Genomic DNA, 15,576 nt, shown 5'->3' with positions numbered 1-15,576 from the left:
GCTGCTCTACCTGCTGAGCTATGCCGGCGTGTGATGGGCTATTTGTAGATGGTTTTTGGGTCTTTCAGTACCGGGTCGACAGTTTGCCATTCGCCGTCTTTCAGGCTGCGGTAAAAGCAGCTTTCGCGTCCGGTGTGGCAGGCGATGCCGCCTTCCTGGGCTATTTTAATCAATATGACGTCAGCATCGCAATCGAGTTGTATATCGACGACTTTTTGCCTGTGGCCGGATTCCTCGCCCTTGCGCCACAGGCGATTTCGGGAACGTGACCAGTAAACGGCGTAACCTTCGTCGACCGTTAGCGCAAGGGATTCGCGGTTCATCCAGGCGAACATCAGTATCCGGCCCGTGTCGTACTGTTGGGCGATGACCGGCACCAGGCCGTCTTCGGTCCATTGAATTTCGTTCAGCCAGCTGGGGTTCAAAGGCGCACCTCTATGCCGCGGGTGCGCATGTGGCGCTTGGCTTGTTCGATAGTGTATTCGCCGAAATGGAAAATGCTGGCGGCCAGTACCGCATCGGCCTTGCCTTCCAGGATGCCGTCGGCCAGATGGTCCAGGTCGCCGACGCCGCCGGAGGCAATCACCGGAATGCCGACCGCTTCGCTAATGGCACGGGTCAGCGGCAGATCGAAACCGGATTTGGTGCCGTCCCTGTCCATGCTGGTTAGCAGAATTTCTCCGGCGCCGTAGCTCTGCATTTTAACTGCCCATTCCACTGCGTTGATGCCGGTTGGTTTACGGCCGCCGTGGGTAAATATTTCCCAACGGTTCTCTTCGTCTTCCCGGCTGACTTTTTTGGCGTCTATGGCCACGACTATGCATTGCGAACCGAATTTGTCGGCGGCTTCTTGGACGAATTCGGGGCGAAATACCGCCGCGCTGTTGATGCCGACTTTGTCCGCGCCGGCGTTCAGCATGCGGCGAATATCGTCCAAGGCGCGGATGCCGCCGCCGACCGTCAGCGGAATGAAGACTTCGCTGGCGACTTGTTCCACCACATGCACAATGGTGTCGCGGTTGTCGTGAGTGGCGGTGATGTCCAAAAAGGTGATTTCATCGGCGCCTTCACTATCATAGCGGCGGGCGATTTCCACCGGATCGCCGGCATCGCGGATGTCGACGAATTGCACGCCCTTGACGACGCGGCCGTTATCGACGTCCAGGCAGGGAATGATACGTTTGGCAAGACTCATGAGTGCGCTAAATGATGTATTGGGCCGGTAAACTTAAGCGCCCACGTCGGTATAGGATTCGGCGAGTTTTTCCGCTTCGGCGAAATCCAGGGTACCTTCGTAAATGGCGCGGCCGGTAATGGCGCCCATGATGCCTTCGTGCGCCACTTCGCCCAGCGCGCGAATATCGTCGATATTGGTGATGCCGCCGGAAGCGATGACAGGGATGGTGATTTCACGGGCCAGTTTGGCGGTAGCTTCAACATTGACGCCCTGCATCATGCCGTCGCGGGAAATGTCGGTGTAAATAATCGCCGAGACGCCCTGGGCCTCGAATTTCTTGGCCAAATCTATGACGTCGTGGCGCGACAGTTTGGACCAGCCGTCGATGGCGACCTTGCCGTCCTTGGCGTCCAGGCCGACTATGATATGCCCGGGAAATTCGATGGCGACGTCGCGCACGAAGTGGGGTTCGCTGACCGCTTTGGTGCCTATGATCACGTATTCTACGCCGGCTTCCAGATAGGCCTGGATGGTGTCTTCATCGCGAATGCCGCCGCCGATTTGCACTGGCACTTCGGGATAAGCCTGTACGATGGCATGAATAACTTCGGCATTGCGCGGCTTGCCGGCAAAGGCGCCGTCCAGATCGACCAAGTGCAGGCGGCGGGCGCCGGCTTCCACCCAGCGGCCGGCCACGGCGACCGGATCTTCGGAAAATACCGTGTTGTCGTCCATCCGGCCTTGGCGCAGGCGAACGCATTTACCCTCTTTCAAATCAATTGCAGGTATCAGCAACATAGTTAAATCTCAACGGTTAAATCATTTTCTCAAAAGGTTAATAAGCAGGCGCGCGGTGCGTTTCGGCACGCGGCATTAAGCAGCGCCATCCCAGCGCAAGAAGTTTTGTAACAATTGCAAACCCACCGCCTGGCTCTTTTCCGGATGGAATTGCACGGCAAACATATTGTCCCGGGCCAAGGCGCAGGTGAAGGGTTCCGGGTAGTCGCTGGTGGCAATGCCGTCTTCCTCCCTGTCCGGCGTAACGAAGTAACTGTGGACGAAATAAAACCGGCTGTCCTGGGCAATGTTATGCCACAGCGGATGTTTTTTTTGTTTGACCCGGTTCCAGCCCATATGAGGAACTTTTAATACTCCGCCGTGCTGGTCGCACAAGCCGTCGGAAAACCGGCGCACGTGGCCGGGAAACAAATTGAGGCAATTGATGCCGCCGTTTTCTTCGCTATCGGTCAACAATGCCTGCATGCCCAGACAGACGCCCAGGAAGGGCTTTTCCCGCGCCGCCCGCATGATGACTTCCATCAAATTCAATGCGTGTAAAGCTTGCATGCAATCGCGGATGGCGCCCACGCCGGGGAAAACCACCCGGTCGGCATTTTGAATCGTTGCGGCGTCGGCGCTGATCAGTACCCGCACCTCCGGCTCGGCATGTTGTAGCGCTTTGGCTATGGAGTGCAGATTACCCATTCCGTAATCGATAACGGCAACTGATGACATAAAAACTGGAAAATTAGAAGGAAAAACAGCTAAAGGGGGATTATAGACTACCTTTGGTCGAAGGCATGATGCCGGCCATGCGCGGGTCCGAGCCTATAGCCATGCGCACGGCGCGGCCAAAGGCCTTGAACACGGTTTCGGCGATATGATGCGCGTTACCGCCCTTCAGGTTATCGATATGCAGGGTGACACCAGCATGGTTGACGAAACCCTGAAAGAACTCCTTGAACAGATCCACGTCGAAACCGCCGATCAAGGCCCGCTTGAATTCGACCTGATAAAACAGCCCCGGCCGGCCGGAAAAATCCACCACCACCCGCGAGAGAGACTCGTCCAGCGGGCAATAGGCATGGCCGTAGCGGTAAATGCCTTTTTTATCGCCCAGTGCCTTGGCAAAGGCCTGACCCAGGGTTATGCCTATGTCTTCCACGCTGTGATGGGCATCGATATGCAGATCACCTTCCGATACGATATTCATATCGATCAAGCCATGCCGGGCGATTTGATCCAGCATGTGGTCCAGGAAAGGCAATCCGGTGTTAAAAGAGGCCGCGCCGTTGCCATCCAGGTTGACGGCAATCTTGATCCGGGTTTCGAGTGTGTTGCGTTCGACCTCTGCGGTACGTGGGTTCATGCTGGCTGCGAGTGGGTTATTTCGGCGTTAGTTTACGTGATTGTGACCACTACGCCAAACTCTTGCTGGCAATTTCGTAAACATCCTTGGAAAGCGGTTCGGTGGCGACGATGCGATGCAATTGCTGCTTCATCAATTCCTGCCGCTTGCCGTCGTAACGGCGCCACTGCGCCAAGCCCGTGACCATGCGGGAGGCGATTTGCGGATTCAGGGTATTCAGCGCCAGAACCTGGTCGGCCAAAAAGCGATAACCCTCGCCGTTTATGGCGTGGAAATGCAGCGGATTGGCCTGACTGAAAGCGCCGATCAAAGCCCGCACCCGGTTGGGGGTGTGCATATCGAATGCCGGATGTCGCATTAACTCTTGCACGGTGGCGAAGGTATTCGGCATGTGGCTGGAAGCTTGCAAGGCAAACCATTTGTCTATGACCAAAGCCTCGTGCTGCCATTGCTGGTAAAAATTCTGTAGACAATCGGCCTTGTCCGGATGGTGGCTGTTGACGACGGCCGACAAGGCCGCCACTTGATCCGTCATGTTGCGGGCCTGTTCGAATTGCGCTTTGGCCAGGGCGTAGCTGGAAGCGGATTCCAGCTGGTTTAAATAACTCAGACAAGCGTTTTTCAAGCGTCGGCGGCCGATGGCATCGGCGCCGAACTTGCCGGACTCGTCGCGGTGGTGGATCCGATAAACGCGCTCGAAGTCGTCCCGCAAATCATGAGCCAGGGTGGTTTTGACGAATTCGCGGGCGTGATGAATGGCTTCCACGTCTATCACCCGCATCTGTCCGGCCAGATAGCTTTCATCCGGCAGCGTCAGTAGCAAGGCCTGATAGGACAGGTCGTCGCCCTCTTCGGCCAGCAGGTCATGGAAGGCTTTTGCCATCAGCGCGTTCAGATGCAAGGGCCGTTGGTTCTGCAAATCCTCTATCAAAGCGAAAATCACTTTTGCCGCCAACTGCTGGCCGGCTTCCCAGCGGTTGAAGGTATCGCTGTCGTGCCGGAGCAAAAAGGCCAGTTCCTCCAGGCTACGGGGCATGTCTAAATTAACCGGCGCGGAGAAGCCGCGCAACAAGGACACGACCGGGGCTTCGGCCAGTTTGTCGAATACGAAAGTCTGTTCCGATTCGGTCAGATCCAGCGTGATTTCCGTAGCGGTCTTGCCGTCGAAAACGATGCTGGCCGGCGAGCCGTCCGGCGCCAAAAGGCCCAATTTGACCGGAACGTGCAACGGAGCCTTCTCGGGCTGATTGGGCGTGGCCGGGCAACTTTGTCGGAGGATCAAGCGCAATTGTTGGGTCTTGGCGTCGAAGTGTTGGTCGACGCCGACGACCGGCGTACCCGCTTGCGAATACCAGCGGCGGAACTGAGTTAATTCAACGCCATTGGCGGCTTCCATGGCGTTGATGAAATCTTCGCAGGTAACGGCTTGGCCGTCGTGGCGGGCAAAATACAGGTCGCAGCCTTTTCTGAAACCCTTCGCGCCCAGCAGGGTGTGCAGCATGCGCACCACTTCCGCGCCCTTTTCATAGACGGTCAGGGTGTAAAAGTTGTTGATTTCGATGTAGGCTTCCGGGCGGATGGGATGCGCCAGGGGGCCGGCATCCTCGGCAAACTGGCGGGTTCTCAGGGCGTTGACGTCTTCGATGCGTTTGACGGCCGCCGAAGTGCGGTCGCCGGTGAATTGTTGGTCGCGGAAAACGGTAAAACCTTCCTTCAAGCTCAACTGAAACCAGTCGCGGCAAGTAACGCGATTGCCCGACCAGTTGTGGAAATATTCGTGGCCTATCACACCTTCTATATGTTCGTAATCGCTGTCGGTGGCGGTATCGGGGCGGGCCAGCACGAATTTGGTGTTGAAAACATTGAGGCCCTTGTTTTCCATCGCCCCCATGTTGAAATGGTCGACGGCGACGATCATGTAAAGATCCAGATCGTATTCCAGTCCGTAGGTTTCCTCGTCCCAGCGCATCGCATTCTTCAGCGACTGCATGGCGTGGGAGCACTTGTCGACATTATGCCCTTCGACGAATATTTCCAGCGCGATTTGCCGCCCGCTCATGGTGGTGAAGCTGTCGGCCACGCATTCCAGTTGGCCCGCCACCAACGCAAACAGGTAGCAGGGTTTGGCGAAGGGATCCTCCCAGCTGACCCAGTGGCGGCCGTCCGCCAATTCGCCGCTGGCTATTTTGTTGCCGTTCGACAGCAGCACCGGGTAGTCGGTTTTATCGGCCCTCAGGGTGGTTTTAAAGCGGCTCATGACATCCGGCCTGTCCAGAAACCAGGTGATTTTTCTGAAACCCTGGGCTTCGCACTGGGTACACAGCATGCTGCCAGACAGGTACAAACCTTCCAGGGCGGTATTGGCCTTGGGGTTGATATAGTTTTGTATGTCGAGGACAAAGCCTTGTTCTTGAGGCACCCGATGGATGAGCATGCTTTCCGGGCTTATCGCAAAATCCCCGGCCGCTAGCGGCTTACCGTCGATAGCGATGCTCACCAACTCCAGTTCTTCTCCCGCCAGCGTCAGCGTAACGGCTTGATTGGCGCTTTGCGGATTGCGGCGCATGTGTAGCCGGGACGTCACTAGGGTACGTTGCTCGTCCAGGTCGAAACTCAATTCGACACTGTCTATCAGGTATTCCGGCGGGGTGTAATCTTTCAGAAAAACGGTTTGGGGCGTGGCGTCGCGCATGATTTATCGCTCGTTTTGAGGGGGGGCGGGTTTGGGTTTGTAGGAAATCAGCCAGTATGTCAGGCCCAGCGCGATAATGACCGCCGCCATGGCAAAGATAAAGGGCGAATCGAGCTCCTTGAAGTCCAGCATGATGACTCGTCGCGCCACCGCCATCAATGCGGTGGCTATCACCATTTTGATGGGCAGGGCATCGTATTTGAGATAGACGGTGATATTGAGGAAAATTTCCACGGCAATCAAGACCGACAGGAAAGAACCGAATACCACCAAAATGTCGGTGACGGTCATCAGCATGAAGGGCGGCGTCATCAGGCGCTGGTAGATGACGTAAACCACATCGGCCACGCCCCACAGGATGACCAGCGTCATCAAAACAGCCAGCACTTTCACGGCAAAATGAATCACATATTGCAGCACCGTGATCAAGCCGTCTTCCGCGATCGGCGGCAATTTTTCCTCGCTGCTGTCAAGGTCGCGCTGATTGCGGCTGGCATAGGAGCCCGAGGCCGATGACGAGCGTAGGGGTGGCTTATCCATGAGTTGAGTTCCGCTGATGTTGAAACGCGACGTGGGCCAACAATGCCCATGCCAGTAAAAAAGCCAGTCCGCCCAGCGGGGTGATCATACCCAGCCAGCCGATGTTCAATATCGCCAGTAAATACAGACTGCCGGAAAATAAGGCTATGCCCGCCACCAGGGCCCAGCCGGCCCAAGTCAGGCATCTTTGCGCCGGCAGGGACGCGATCAAGCCCAACAGCAGCGCATGCCACATCTGGTAGTTTACCGCGGTTTTATAGATGTCCAGCTGATGTTCCGACAAGACATTTTTTAAGCCGTGCGCGCCGAACGCGCCCATCGCCACGCCCAAAAAACCGGCGATAGCGGCCAATAACATGAAACGCGCCCGCATTATTTCTCCAACAGCCTGGGCATCAGTTGCACCAGATTACAGGGGCGGGTACGGAAATCCAGTTGATCCTTGATCAGGTTTTCCCAGGCGGTACGGCAGGCGCCGGCGGAACCCGGCACGCAAAAGATATAAGTGCCGTTGGCGACGCCGGCCAGCGCCCGCGATTGCATGGTGGAACTCTTGATGTCCTGGTAGGAAATCATCCGAAAAACCTCGCCGAAGCCGTCCAATACCTTATCCAGCAGCGGAGTAACGGCTTCCGGGGTGCCGTCGCGGCCGGTAACGCCGGTACCGCCGGTACTGATGACGGCCTGCACGGCCGGATCGGCTATCCATTGGCTGACAATGGCCCGAATTTGATAAATATCGTCGGATACGATTTTTTTGTCGTGCAAACGGTGGCCGGCCGCGGTCAAGCCACTGACCAAGGCGTTTCCGGATAAATCGTCGGCCTCGGTACGGGTATCCGAAACCGTCAATACCGCCAGATTTAACGGCAAAAACTCGCGAGCTTCGCTCATCGGCATCTCCTGAACAAGAAGACCGCATTCTAAGGAAGCCCCAAGCGGCAGGCAAGCAGTGATTCCGACTCGATGAGAAAACATAGCCCGGCCCGGGGCCGTGGCGACTATAGCAGCAGGCTTTCCATAGCGTGCGCCCTGGCTTGGGTCGGCCGCAGATTGAGGCCGGCGTTTCGGGCCAGCCTATGAAAATTTTCGGAGCGTTCCGACATAAAGGCCGCCGCCAGCATCAACTCCAGTTCCACCCGCGGCACCTGACGCATGAAACGGCATACCAGTTCCTCATCCACGCCGTCGCCACCGAACTCGCCCAATGCCAGCGAGCGGGAAAAACCGTAAAACTGCCGAATGCGGTTTTCGCACAGTTGCGCATGACGGGCCCGCTGGGCCGGGTTTTGCAAGGATTCGGCGATAGCCAGGGCCACGATGGAAGCGTTATAGAAGGCGTTCAGCACGCCATGGGAGTAAATGGGGTCGACAAAAGCGGCGGCGTCGCCAATACAGTAAAAGTTTTCGCCGCACAAACGGCTGGAGTAATAGGAATAATCCGGCCTCTGGCTGAACGAGTCCGGCAAGTATTCCGCCTCCGCCAGCAACTGATTCATGTAGGGCGCGGCCGCCAGTGTCCGCAGAAAATAGTGTTCGCGCCGGGTTTTATCCATGGCGCGGGCCTTATCGGTGTTAATGACCAAACCAATGCTGGCGACCTCGCGCATGGCGATATGCCAAATCCAGCCGTCTTCAAACGAGGTGACGAAGGTGACCGGCCGGACTTTTTTGACATCGCCGGCCGGGTAGCCGCGACCGTCCGCGCCGACAAATCGCGAGTTTTTGAAGCGTCCCCACAGGGACAAAAAACGCATGCGCGAATCGATCAGGCGCTTGGATTTAAACTGTCCGGCCAGTAAGGCGGCCGAGCCGCTGGCATCGATCACGAAGCGGCAGCGGATTGTCCCTTCGGCGCTAGCACCGCCGCGCCTGTCCAGATAGCACACTTCCGGCTGCTCCAACTCCAAGCGGACGTCCCGCGCGCTAACTTGCTGAAAAACCCGCGCGCCTTGCGTTGCGGCATGCTTTAACAATAATTCGTCGAAAATGTCCCGCTCCACGTGCAGGGCGGGCCGCGCGAAGCCGAAGTCGGCAAAGGCGATACGGTGGATTTTATCGTTCCAAACCGTAATGCCGCCGGCCTTGGCCACAAAGCCCTGCTGTTCGATCAGCGGCGCGGCGCCGGTCAGTTCGGCATATTTCCAGACATGCGGAATCAGGCTTTCTCCCACTTGCGGGCGCGGGTGCAAAGCCTTTTCCAGCACCACCACGACTATGCCTTGCCTGGCCAGCAAGGCGGCCACGCTGGCACCGGCCGGGCCGCCGCCGATGACCAACACGTCGCAGCGGCGGGGAATGTCATGTTCAGTCGACAATATTGTCCACCTTGTCGTTTTTGAAATGCACCACAAAGCGGTCGAACCTGTGCTTCCAGTAGACCCAGTCGTTGCTGTTCAGGGTAGGCGTTTCGGTTAGCGGCGGATAGCCAATGGCCGCCAAAACCGCCTTGCGGCTCATGCCCTTTTTAACCTGTCCGGCCAAAATCGCTTCCTGTTCGGCGGCGGAAAACTGGCTCAGGTCGACCTTGGCGGGCGCGGCGATTTTTTTAAAGGCGGTCTGCATGTCTTCCTGGGTGTGTTTGGAGACATTTTCAATGCTGAGCGGTTGCCCGCTTTCCACCAAACGGAGATCGGCCTGACCGCTGTTAATGGCTTGCAAGGTAACCGGGGTGTTGATGGGAATCAGGATGCCCTTGCGGTAGTTGGTGGTACGGAAATTGTTTTTTTCCTGGAACAGGCTGAATTGGGTGTAATACACCTGCCCGGTTTGTACGCCCGGTGCCAGTTGATCCGGCTTCAGTTCTTTCTTGCAGCCTGTCAGCAAAATGCTGAGGCCGAACACGGCCAGGAAAAGGGTTCTTCTGTGCATTGGCATCTCCTCGTGCGGGGGTTATCGAAGCGTGGGCGCGCGATCCAGGTAGCGCCTGGACCGGTACATCGAATAATACACGCAAGAAAATGCCAGGAACAGCGCGATTGCAGCCAAACTCAGTTGCGCGGTCAGCGGAATCAGCAGCAAAGACGACAGCAGTTCCAGTCCAATCAGCCCCAGCAGGGTATAAACCACCGCAACTCTGGACATGCGCGAACACACGTAAACACCCAAGGGCGCGCCCATCGCCACGATGGGAATGGCCGCCAGCCAATAATCCGTCACCGGAGCCACAAAGCGGCCGGTCGCGTAAATCATCGCGAAACCCGACCAGGAGGTCAGCACCATCATGACGATTACGGTCGGCGTCGCGGCTTTTTCGCATAAGCGAAACCACAGTACCAGTACAGAGAACACGATGATTTCCAGGCCGCTGCCCATTAAACCGCTGATCAGGCCGCCCAGCATGCCGAAACTCAGCAGGGTGAGGCGTTCCCGACCACCGAAAGCCGGCAGGCTGGCATGGCGGTCGCGGTTGGAATCGCGATTATGCCACCACAGCGCCAATGCAAAACTGCTTTGGGTAACGGTAAACAGCATGCGCACCGCGCTGGCGGGTATTAGATCCGCGGTCATTAAACCCAAGCACAGCATCGGAACCGAACCCAGTACCGCCCAAAACACCGCCCGCCATTCCACCCGGATGCGCAGCAATAATATGGTTAGCAGGGCGGAGCCCATGCCTATGCTCTGGGTGGCCAGCGAAAACAGTTTGGCCTGCCCGGCCGGAATGCCGAGTATTTTGGTGAATACCGGAAAAGCCACCGCTCCGCCGGCTTCGCTGGTGGCGCCGGCGATAAACGAACCGAAGGCCATGGTCACGGAAATGGGCCAATGTTCGGCTATAGCCCGGAAAGGCGGCGCGGCGGGCAAAAAATACCAGCCCAGCCAGACCAGCGGCGGAATCGCCAGGGTGAGTCTTTTATCAAGGCGCACCGGTTTTGATACCGAGTTTTTCCAGGAAAATAGCCGGCGAGGCATAGCTCATCTCGCCGCTGGCGCTGTCCACCGCCGCCTGTACCGTATGGCCCTTGGCCAATACTTCGCCGGTTTCGGCATCGGTGATCAGGTATTTGATTTTCATCCTGTATTCCCACTCCACCAGTTCCGCCGCCACCTTGATACGTTGTTCGAATCTGGCCGGCCGCACATAACGCAATTGAATGTCGACAATGGGCCAGACATAGCCGGTGGCGCGCATGACCATGTAACCGTAGTCGATTTTATCCAGCATGGCGCAGCGGGCGATTTCGATATATTTGCAATAATGCCCGTGCCAGGCTATGCCCAGAATGTCGATATCGAAGAACGGCACATGCATTTCCACTTCGGCGCGGATCATGGCGCATCTTCCTCCTCGGCCGGAGCTTCCCAATAGGGGTAAAAATTAAACCATTGCAAGGGAGCGATACGGCAATGGGTTTCCAGTTGTTCGGCATAGCGCCGCGCCAGGGATTTCAGCAGCTCCTGGCGCGACGGCCCTGCCCGCGGAATGCGGATGGCCTCGGCGAAAGGCTGCAAATCGATGAAGTAACGGCCCTGGCGGGGGTAACAAAACAGGGTAAATACCGGACAACGCAGCAGCGAGGCCAATAAATAAGGGCCTTGCGGAAAGGCGGCATCCGCGCCCAGGAAGGGTACGCTTACCGTGCGGCCGCCCCGCACGGGCACTCTGTCGCCCACCATCACCAGAAATTCGCCGCGCTCGATTTTTTCCTGCAATTCTATGGCTATGGCCGGATTCAGCTCGGTGACCTGAATCAGTCTGATGGTGGCGCTGCCGCCGTTGCCGCCCAGCAGTCGGTTGAACTTTTCGGCGTGGCGGGTGTGCACCAGAATATTCAGGTGTATGTGGCCGCGCAGATTGGCGATGGCCTGACAGATTTCCAGGTTGCCGATATGGCCGCTGACCAGCATGGCGCCGCGTTTTTGCGCTAGCAATTCCAGTAACAGCGGCCGGTTGGGAAAGTCGATCCGGTCGGCATCGATATGGCCCATCCAGGCAATGATTTTATCCAGCAGGGTTTCGCCGAAAGCGAGAAAGTGGCGGTAACTTTGCCACCAGCCGCCGCCGATCCGCAGTTCGGGGAAGTAGCGCCGCAGGCGGCGCAAATAATCCATGGAAGCGGCGCGAGCCATGCCTCCGCTGACAAAATAAAAACTGACCACCGGCATTAAAATCAAGCGAAATGCCCAGCGGCCAAAGATCCGGTAAATCCACACCAGGGTTTTGATGCCCCAAATCAGACTGCTCTCTTCCAGCGCGGCCCAGTGCTTGGGCGATGGTTCCGTCGTCATGACCGATGTCGGGCCAACAGCTTGGGCAAGCGCGCCAGCATGCCGAAAAACAGCCGGGCATGGGTCGCGCTGATGCGCAGATTGTCTTCCAGACCGCGAAAATGCGAGATACCGTCTTGCGGATACGCCACGCGGGTGGGAATGGACAGCATGGGCACCTGTTGCCAGTGCAGTCGAACCAGAATTTCCACATCGAAAGCCATGCGCTCTTCAAGCGCGGTATTGCGTATCAGTTCGGCGCACGTTGCGACGGGATAAACCCGATAGCCGCACATGGCGTCGCGTATTTGCAGCGACAAGGTATTGATGATCACCCAAATCTGGGTCAAATATCGGGCGTAATAGCGCAGTCTGGGTATGGAGGCGTCGAAGATGGGCTGGCCCAGCACCACTGCTTGCGGGTGCGCGGCGGCGGCGGCCAGAAATTGGGCCAGATCGTTGAGATCGTGCTGGCCGTCGGCATCGATTTGCACGGCGTGGCTGTAACCCAGGCTTTCGGCACGCAGGATGCCCGCCTTGACCGCGCCGCCCTTGCCGCGATTATGCGTCAACCGCAAGCTTTCCACCCACGGGTAGCGCGCCGCCAAGCTGTCTATCACTTCGGCGCAGGTTGCTCCACTGCCGTCGTCCACCAGGATGCAGGGTAAATTGTATGCGGCCAGACGCTCCACGATGCCGGGCAAAGGCAGCTCGTGGTTGTAAACCGGTATCAACAGGCAGGCTTTAAAGGGATGCTTCATGGAAATAAATTCTGCCGGAGCTGTATTCGGCGTCAAGGGAATAATAGCGAAACTCCAATTTACAAGCCGGTTTCAGAAACCGCAAACTCAGTTCAAACTGCTGGTCCGGCAGCAGTAGTTCCTTGAACTTGACCGCTTCCATGTGGCTAAAGGCCGTATTCAAGTTCAAATAGCCTTGCGCGTAATGGATGGCCCATTGAATTTGTACCACGCCGGGCACGATGGGAATCTGCTCGAAGTGGCCGGCAAAATACGCCAAATTTTGCGGGATGCGGAGGGATAACACTACGCCGTCCGCGAGCCGGCGGCTTGCGACGATGTCGGGGTACAGCACCCGAGGCGGGTCGATGGGGGTTGATACGTTCAATAGCTTGCCTTTACCTTGCGCCGAATCAGCATTTCCACGCCCATCAATAAGCCCATCAAAACATAGAACAAACCGCCGTTGTAAAAGCTCCACAACCAGCGGTCGCCGTACCAGACCGTAGCCTGCGATACGGCCGCGTTGCAGAGGAAAAACACGCTCCACGCCCAAGTGACCTTGCGAGTGTACGCAACGCCCTTGACGGGCAGGTCCGGATCTTCCAGCCTAGCCAATCGTTCCACCACGGTGGGCGGATAGAGCAGACTGTGGGCGAACACGCCGAAAAACAACAAACTGACCAGCACCGGATAGCCTAGCAGCCAGCGAGTTTCGTTGAGCAGGGCAATGAGCAGTAGAAACAGCAGGCAGAACGGCGCCAATTTCAGCAACGGGCCGTTCGAATTTGCGCGGGGATTTTTGATCAGCATGCGCAGTAAAAAGATTGCCGCCAGGGCCAGGGCCAGCGTCCGGGGTTGAAAATAGTCCAGGGAATACCAGACCAGGAAAGGGTAGCCGAGCGTGAGGCCGCCGATAAGCCAACTCAGTATCGCCCGAAGTGTACCGGGAGTTCGCGCTTTGGCCTGGCTATCGGGCTCACGCATGGCGGAACGGCAAGGAGGAGATTCGGCCGGATGTATCGATGGATTCCGCCTAAGCGGCGGTAATGCGCTGCACGGTATCCACCACGTCCTGGATGGTGCGGGCATTTTTAAAGTCTTCGGGGTTGATGCGCTTGCCGGTGATTTCCCGCAGCCTGACCATCAAATCCACCGCATCGATGCTGTCGATGTCCAGATCCGTGTTTAGTGTTGCGCTGGGAATGATGTGGTCGGGCGACAGATCAAACATTTCCACCATGATCTGCTGCAAGAATTTAAAAACATCTTCTTGGGTTTTCATACTGAGTTATTGTTCCTGTTGCGATACCACAAATCCGGCCAGGTTTTTGACCGAGGCAAAATGTTCGACCAGATTGCTTGAATAGGTATCGATATGAATATTGTATTTTTTCTTCAAGGCGACGCCCAGTTCCAAGGCATCGATGGAGTCAAGCCCCAGGCCCTCGCCGAACAGAGGCGCGTCGGAAGCAATTTCGCCCGGAGTGAGGTTTTCGAGTTCAAAAATGTCGATGATCAATCGTTTAAGCTCGGCTTCAATATTTTCCATGCTGCGCCAGTTGCTCAATAAAATACGCCTCCAATTGCCGGGTAAGCAGTCGCGTCAATTGCGGACGGCCGATTTTTTCCGAAACTGGTGTTAACCGCATATGATCCCCTACATACAGGCTCAAAGTAAACCTCTTTTGGGGTATTTGATACCATTTTTCATGCTTGGTTAACGTGCTGGGGGTGCAATGAATGGTCACCGGCAATAGATTCGCCTTGGCGTGCAGCGCTATGGCGGCGGCGCCGCGTTGAAATTTGACGGCGTTACCGGGCTTGGTGCGGGTGCCTTCCGGAAAAATGATCAATGAACCGCCGCCTTTCAGTTCCTCGGCGCAATGCCTGATCAGCATTTCCGGGTCCTCGGCATAAACATAGCCGGCGGCGCGGATGGGGATGCGCATGAAGGGGTTGCGGATCAGGGCCGGCTTGACGATGCAGGTGGCATTGGGAATTTGCGAAATCAGGAACACGATATCCAGCAGGCAGGGGTGGTTGGCAATCACCAGATTCCCCCCCTCGGCAAGTTGTTCGCGCCGGCCCAGCACCCGGTAGTCGAGAATGCCGATCAGCCGCATGAAGTCCATGTAAAGCCGGAAAATTCCGCTCATCAGCCCGCGGGTACGGCGTTTTTTAATTTCGCCCCGGCCCAGGAAGGGCGCGATCAAGGGAAACATCAGCCCCCAAACCAGAATACCCATGCAGCCGAACAGAAAAAAACTCAGGCCGGTGCCGAACAAGCGCCAATAAAAATTCAGCCGTTCAAGCATGCTGCAAATTCCAATGCCATGTCGCACGCTCCAAGCGGCAACTGCCGCTACGACGATCGCAGAGCATGGCCGGCAACGGATCGGCGGCGTCGCTGTCGGCATCGGCGTCCATGGCCGTTGCTTCGCGTATCAGCTTCAGTTGCGGGCCGGGCCGGGCCGTTCCGCCCAATACCATGGCCAGAGCCCATAAACCCCGGGATGACGGCGGGCCGGCGCGGTAAATCGCCGGCAGGACCTGTTCGTGCCAGACCAGCAACACTTGCGGCACATCCAGCAGCAGGCCGGCGGCTTCCAAAAACGGCCCGAAAAAGCCTTCGTCTCCGCCCGCCAGGGTGACATAGGGCTGAAAACTTTGGGCGTGTAAACCGTGCAGACCGCCGATGGCATTATGCACCGACAGACTGAAACGACTGGGCGAAACACCGGCCTCCGCAGCCAAGCCGGACAATATTTCCAGATAATACTGGCTTTCACCGTGCCGGGAAAAAAACACCGCCGGCATATCGCCGTGCGTTTCCCGGCAATCCCAAGCCACGGCGCAGGCCGCCCGCGCCATCGGCGACAAGCGGCGGCGCTGCATCATCGGCAAAAAACTCACATCGGCACCGCCGGCCAGGACCGGCAAAATCCGGCCATTGGGCCAGATCGCCTCGATTGGGGCGGACTTGGATTGCCAAAGGCACCAATGCTCCAGGGTAAAACTCAGCGTGGCGCGGGCGGACGAGTCGTGGGCTTGCAGCATCCGCCGT

General features: G+C 57.1%; 21 protein-coding genes. All 21 read right to left on the bottom strand.

All coding sequences use genetic code 11. The annotated features are described in order from the left end of the window. Positions 1-38 precede the first annotated feature (38 nt). The gene (hisI, locus tag NP590_RS15035; RefSeq protein ID WP_256603389.1) at positions 39-425 is read right to left on the bottom strand and encodes a phosphoribosyl-AMP cyclohydrolase; all 387 of its coding nucleotides are present in this window, start codon (positions 423-425) and stop codon (positions 39-41) included. After that, entirely contained in the window at positions 422-1,195 is a 774-nt protein-coding gene (gene hisF, locus NP590_RS15030) for an imidazole glycerol phosphate synthase subunit HisF (RefSeq protein ID WP_256603388.1), read from the bottom strand. The genes hisI and hisF overlap by 4 nt, the downstream gene beginning before the upstream one ends. Positions 1,196-1,228: 33 nt before the next feature. After that, positions 1,229-1,975, bottom strand: coding sequence for a 1-(5-phosphoribosyl)-5-[(5-phosphoribosylamino)methylideneamino]imidazole-4-carboxamide isomerase (gene hisA, locus NP590_RS15025; RefSeq protein ID WP_256603387.1), 747 nt, complete (start codon positions 1,973-1,975; stop codon positions 1,229-1,231). A gap of 75 nt (positions 1,976-2,050) precedes the next feature. Then, positions 2,051-2,692 (bottom strand): imidazole glycerol phosphate synthase subunit HisH, encoded by a 642-nt coding sequence (gene hisH / locus NP590_RS15020; protein WP_256603386.1) that lies wholly within the window; start codon positions 2,690-2,692, stop codon positions 2,051-2,053. Between the two features lie 40 nt (positions 2,693-2,732). Then, complete coding sequence (gene hisB / locus NP590_RS15015) at positions 2,733-3,326, bottom strand: imidazoleglycerol-phosphate dehydratase HisB (protein WP_256603385.1); 594 nt, start codon at positions 3,324-3,326, stop codon at positions 2,733-2,735. Between the two features lie 49 nt (positions 3,327-3,375). Beyond that, positions 3,376-6,018, bottom strand: a complete 2,643-nt coding sequence (gene pepN, locus NP590_RS15010) for an aminopeptidase N (RefSeq protein WP_256603384.1) — start codon at positions 6,016-6,018, stop codon at positions 3,376-3,378. Between the two features lie 3 nt (positions 6,019-6,021). After that, positions 6,022-6,558 carry a phosphate-starvation-inducible PsiE family protein gene (locus NP590_RS15005; protein WP_256603383.1) on the bottom strand — a complete coding sequence of 179 codons (537 nt, stop codon included), beginning with the start codon at positions 6,556-6,558 and terminating at the stop codon, positions 6,022-6,024. Beyond that, positions 6,551-6,931 carry a DUF423 domain-containing protein gene (locus tag NP590_RS15000; RefSeq protein ID WP_256603382.1) on the bottom strand — a complete coding sequence of 127 codons (381 nt, stop codon included), beginning with the start codon at positions 6,929-6,931 and terminating at the stop codon, positions 6,551-6,553. The genes NP590_RS15005 and NP590_RS15000 overlap by 8 nt, the downstream gene beginning before the upstream one ends. Next, the gene (moaB, locus tag NP590_RS14995) at positions 6,931-7,452 is read right to left on the bottom strand and encodes a molybdenum cofactor biosynthesis protein B (protein WP_256603381.1); all 522 of its coding nucleotides are present in this window, start codon (positions 7,450-7,452) and stop codon (positions 6,931-6,933) included. The genes NP590_RS15000 and moaB overlap by 1 nt, the downstream gene beginning before the upstream one ends. Before the next feature lie 107 nt (positions 7,453-7,559). Then, positions 7,560-8,876, bottom strand: coding sequence for an NAD(P)/FAD-dependent oxidoreductase (locus NP590_RS14990; protein ID WP_256603380.1), 1,317 nt, complete (start codon positions 8,874-8,876; stop codon positions 7,560-7,562). Continuing rightward, complete coding sequence (locus NP590_RS14985; protein ID WP_256603379.1) at positions 8,866-9,429, bottom strand: outer membrane protein assembly factor BamE; 564 nt, start codon at positions 9,427-9,429, stop codon at positions 8,866-8,868. The genes NP590_RS14990 and NP590_RS14985 overlap by 11 nt, the downstream gene beginning before the upstream one ends. Positions 9,430-9,450: 21 nt before the next feature. Continuing rightward, positions 9,451-10,428, bottom strand: coding sequence for a sulfite exporter TauE/SafE family protein (locus NP590_RS14980; RefSeq protein WP_256603378.1), 978 nt, complete (start codon positions 10,426-10,428; stop codon positions 9,451-9,453). Beyond that, positions 10,418-10,834, bottom strand: coding sequence for an acyl-CoA thioesterase (locus tag NP590_RS14975; protein WP_256603377.1), 417 nt, complete (start codon positions 10,832-10,834; stop codon positions 10,418-10,420). Before NP590_RS14975 ends, NP590_RS14980 begins: the two co-directional genes overlap by 11 nt. After that, on the bottom strand, positions 10,831-11,790 hold the full coding sequence (locus NP590_RS14970) for a lysophospholipid acyltransferase family protein (RefSeq protein ID WP_256603376.1): 960 nt from the start codon (positions 11,788-11,790) through the stop codon (positions 10,831-10,833). Before NP590_RS14970 ends, NP590_RS14975 begins: the two co-directional genes overlap by 4 nt. Then, a complete protein-coding gene (locus NP590_RS14965) occupies positions 11,787-12,530 on the bottom strand; it encodes a glycosyltransferase family 2 protein (RefSeq protein WP_256603375.1) in 744 nt (247 codons plus the stop codon). The genes NP590_RS14970 and NP590_RS14965 overlap by 4 nt, the downstream gene beginning before the upstream one ends. Beyond that, positions 12,514-12,897 (bottom strand): ApeI family dehydratase, encoded by a 384-nt coding sequence (locus NP590_RS14960; protein WP_256603374.1) that lies wholly within the window; start codon positions 12,895-12,897, stop codon positions 12,514-12,516. Before NP590_RS14960 ends, NP590_RS14965 begins: the two co-directional genes overlap by 17 nt. Next, a complete protein-coding gene (locus NP590_RS14955; RefSeq protein WP_256603373.1) occupies positions 12,894-13,496 on the bottom strand; it encodes a COG4648 family protein in 603 nt (200 codons plus the stop codon). Before NP590_RS14955 ends, NP590_RS14960 begins: the two co-directional genes overlap by 4 nt. Positions 13,497-13,545: 49 nt before the next feature. Further along, entirely contained in the window at positions 13,546-13,794 is a 249-nt protein-coding gene (locus tag NP590_RS14950) for an acyl carrier protein (RefSeq protein ID WP_256603372.1), read from the bottom strand. 6 nt (positions 13,795-13,800) lie between these two features. Further along, complete coding sequence (locus NP590_RS14945; RefSeq protein WP_256603371.1) at positions 13,801-14,061, bottom strand: phosphopantetheine-binding protein; 261 nt, start codon at positions 14,059-14,061, stop codon at positions 13,801-13,803. Then, positions 14,048-14,827, bottom strand: a complete 780-nt coding sequence (locus NP590_RS14940) for a lysophospholipid acyltransferase family protein (RefSeq protein ID WP_256603370.1) — start codon at positions 14,825-14,827, stop codon at positions 14,048-14,050. Before NP590_RS14940 ends, NP590_RS14945 begins: the two co-directional genes overlap by 14 nt. After that, on the bottom strand, positions 14,820-15,569 hold the full coding sequence (locus tag NP590_RS14935; protein WP_256603369.1) for a beta-ketoacyl synthase chain length factor: 750 nt from the start codon (positions 15,567-15,569) through the stop codon (positions 14,820-14,822). Before NP590_RS14935 ends, NP590_RS14940 begins: the two co-directional genes overlap by 8 nt. Positions 15,570-15,576: the final 7 nt, after the last annotated feature.

The organism is Methylomonas subterranea, assembly GCF_024505185.1.
Lineage (GTDB): Bacteria > Pseudomonadota > Gammaproteobacteria > Methylococcales > Methylomonadaceae > Methylomonas > Methylomonas subterranea.
The sequence above is the reverse complement of the archived record's forward strand: the minus strand, read 5'-3'. Positions and strand labels throughout refer to the sequence as shown.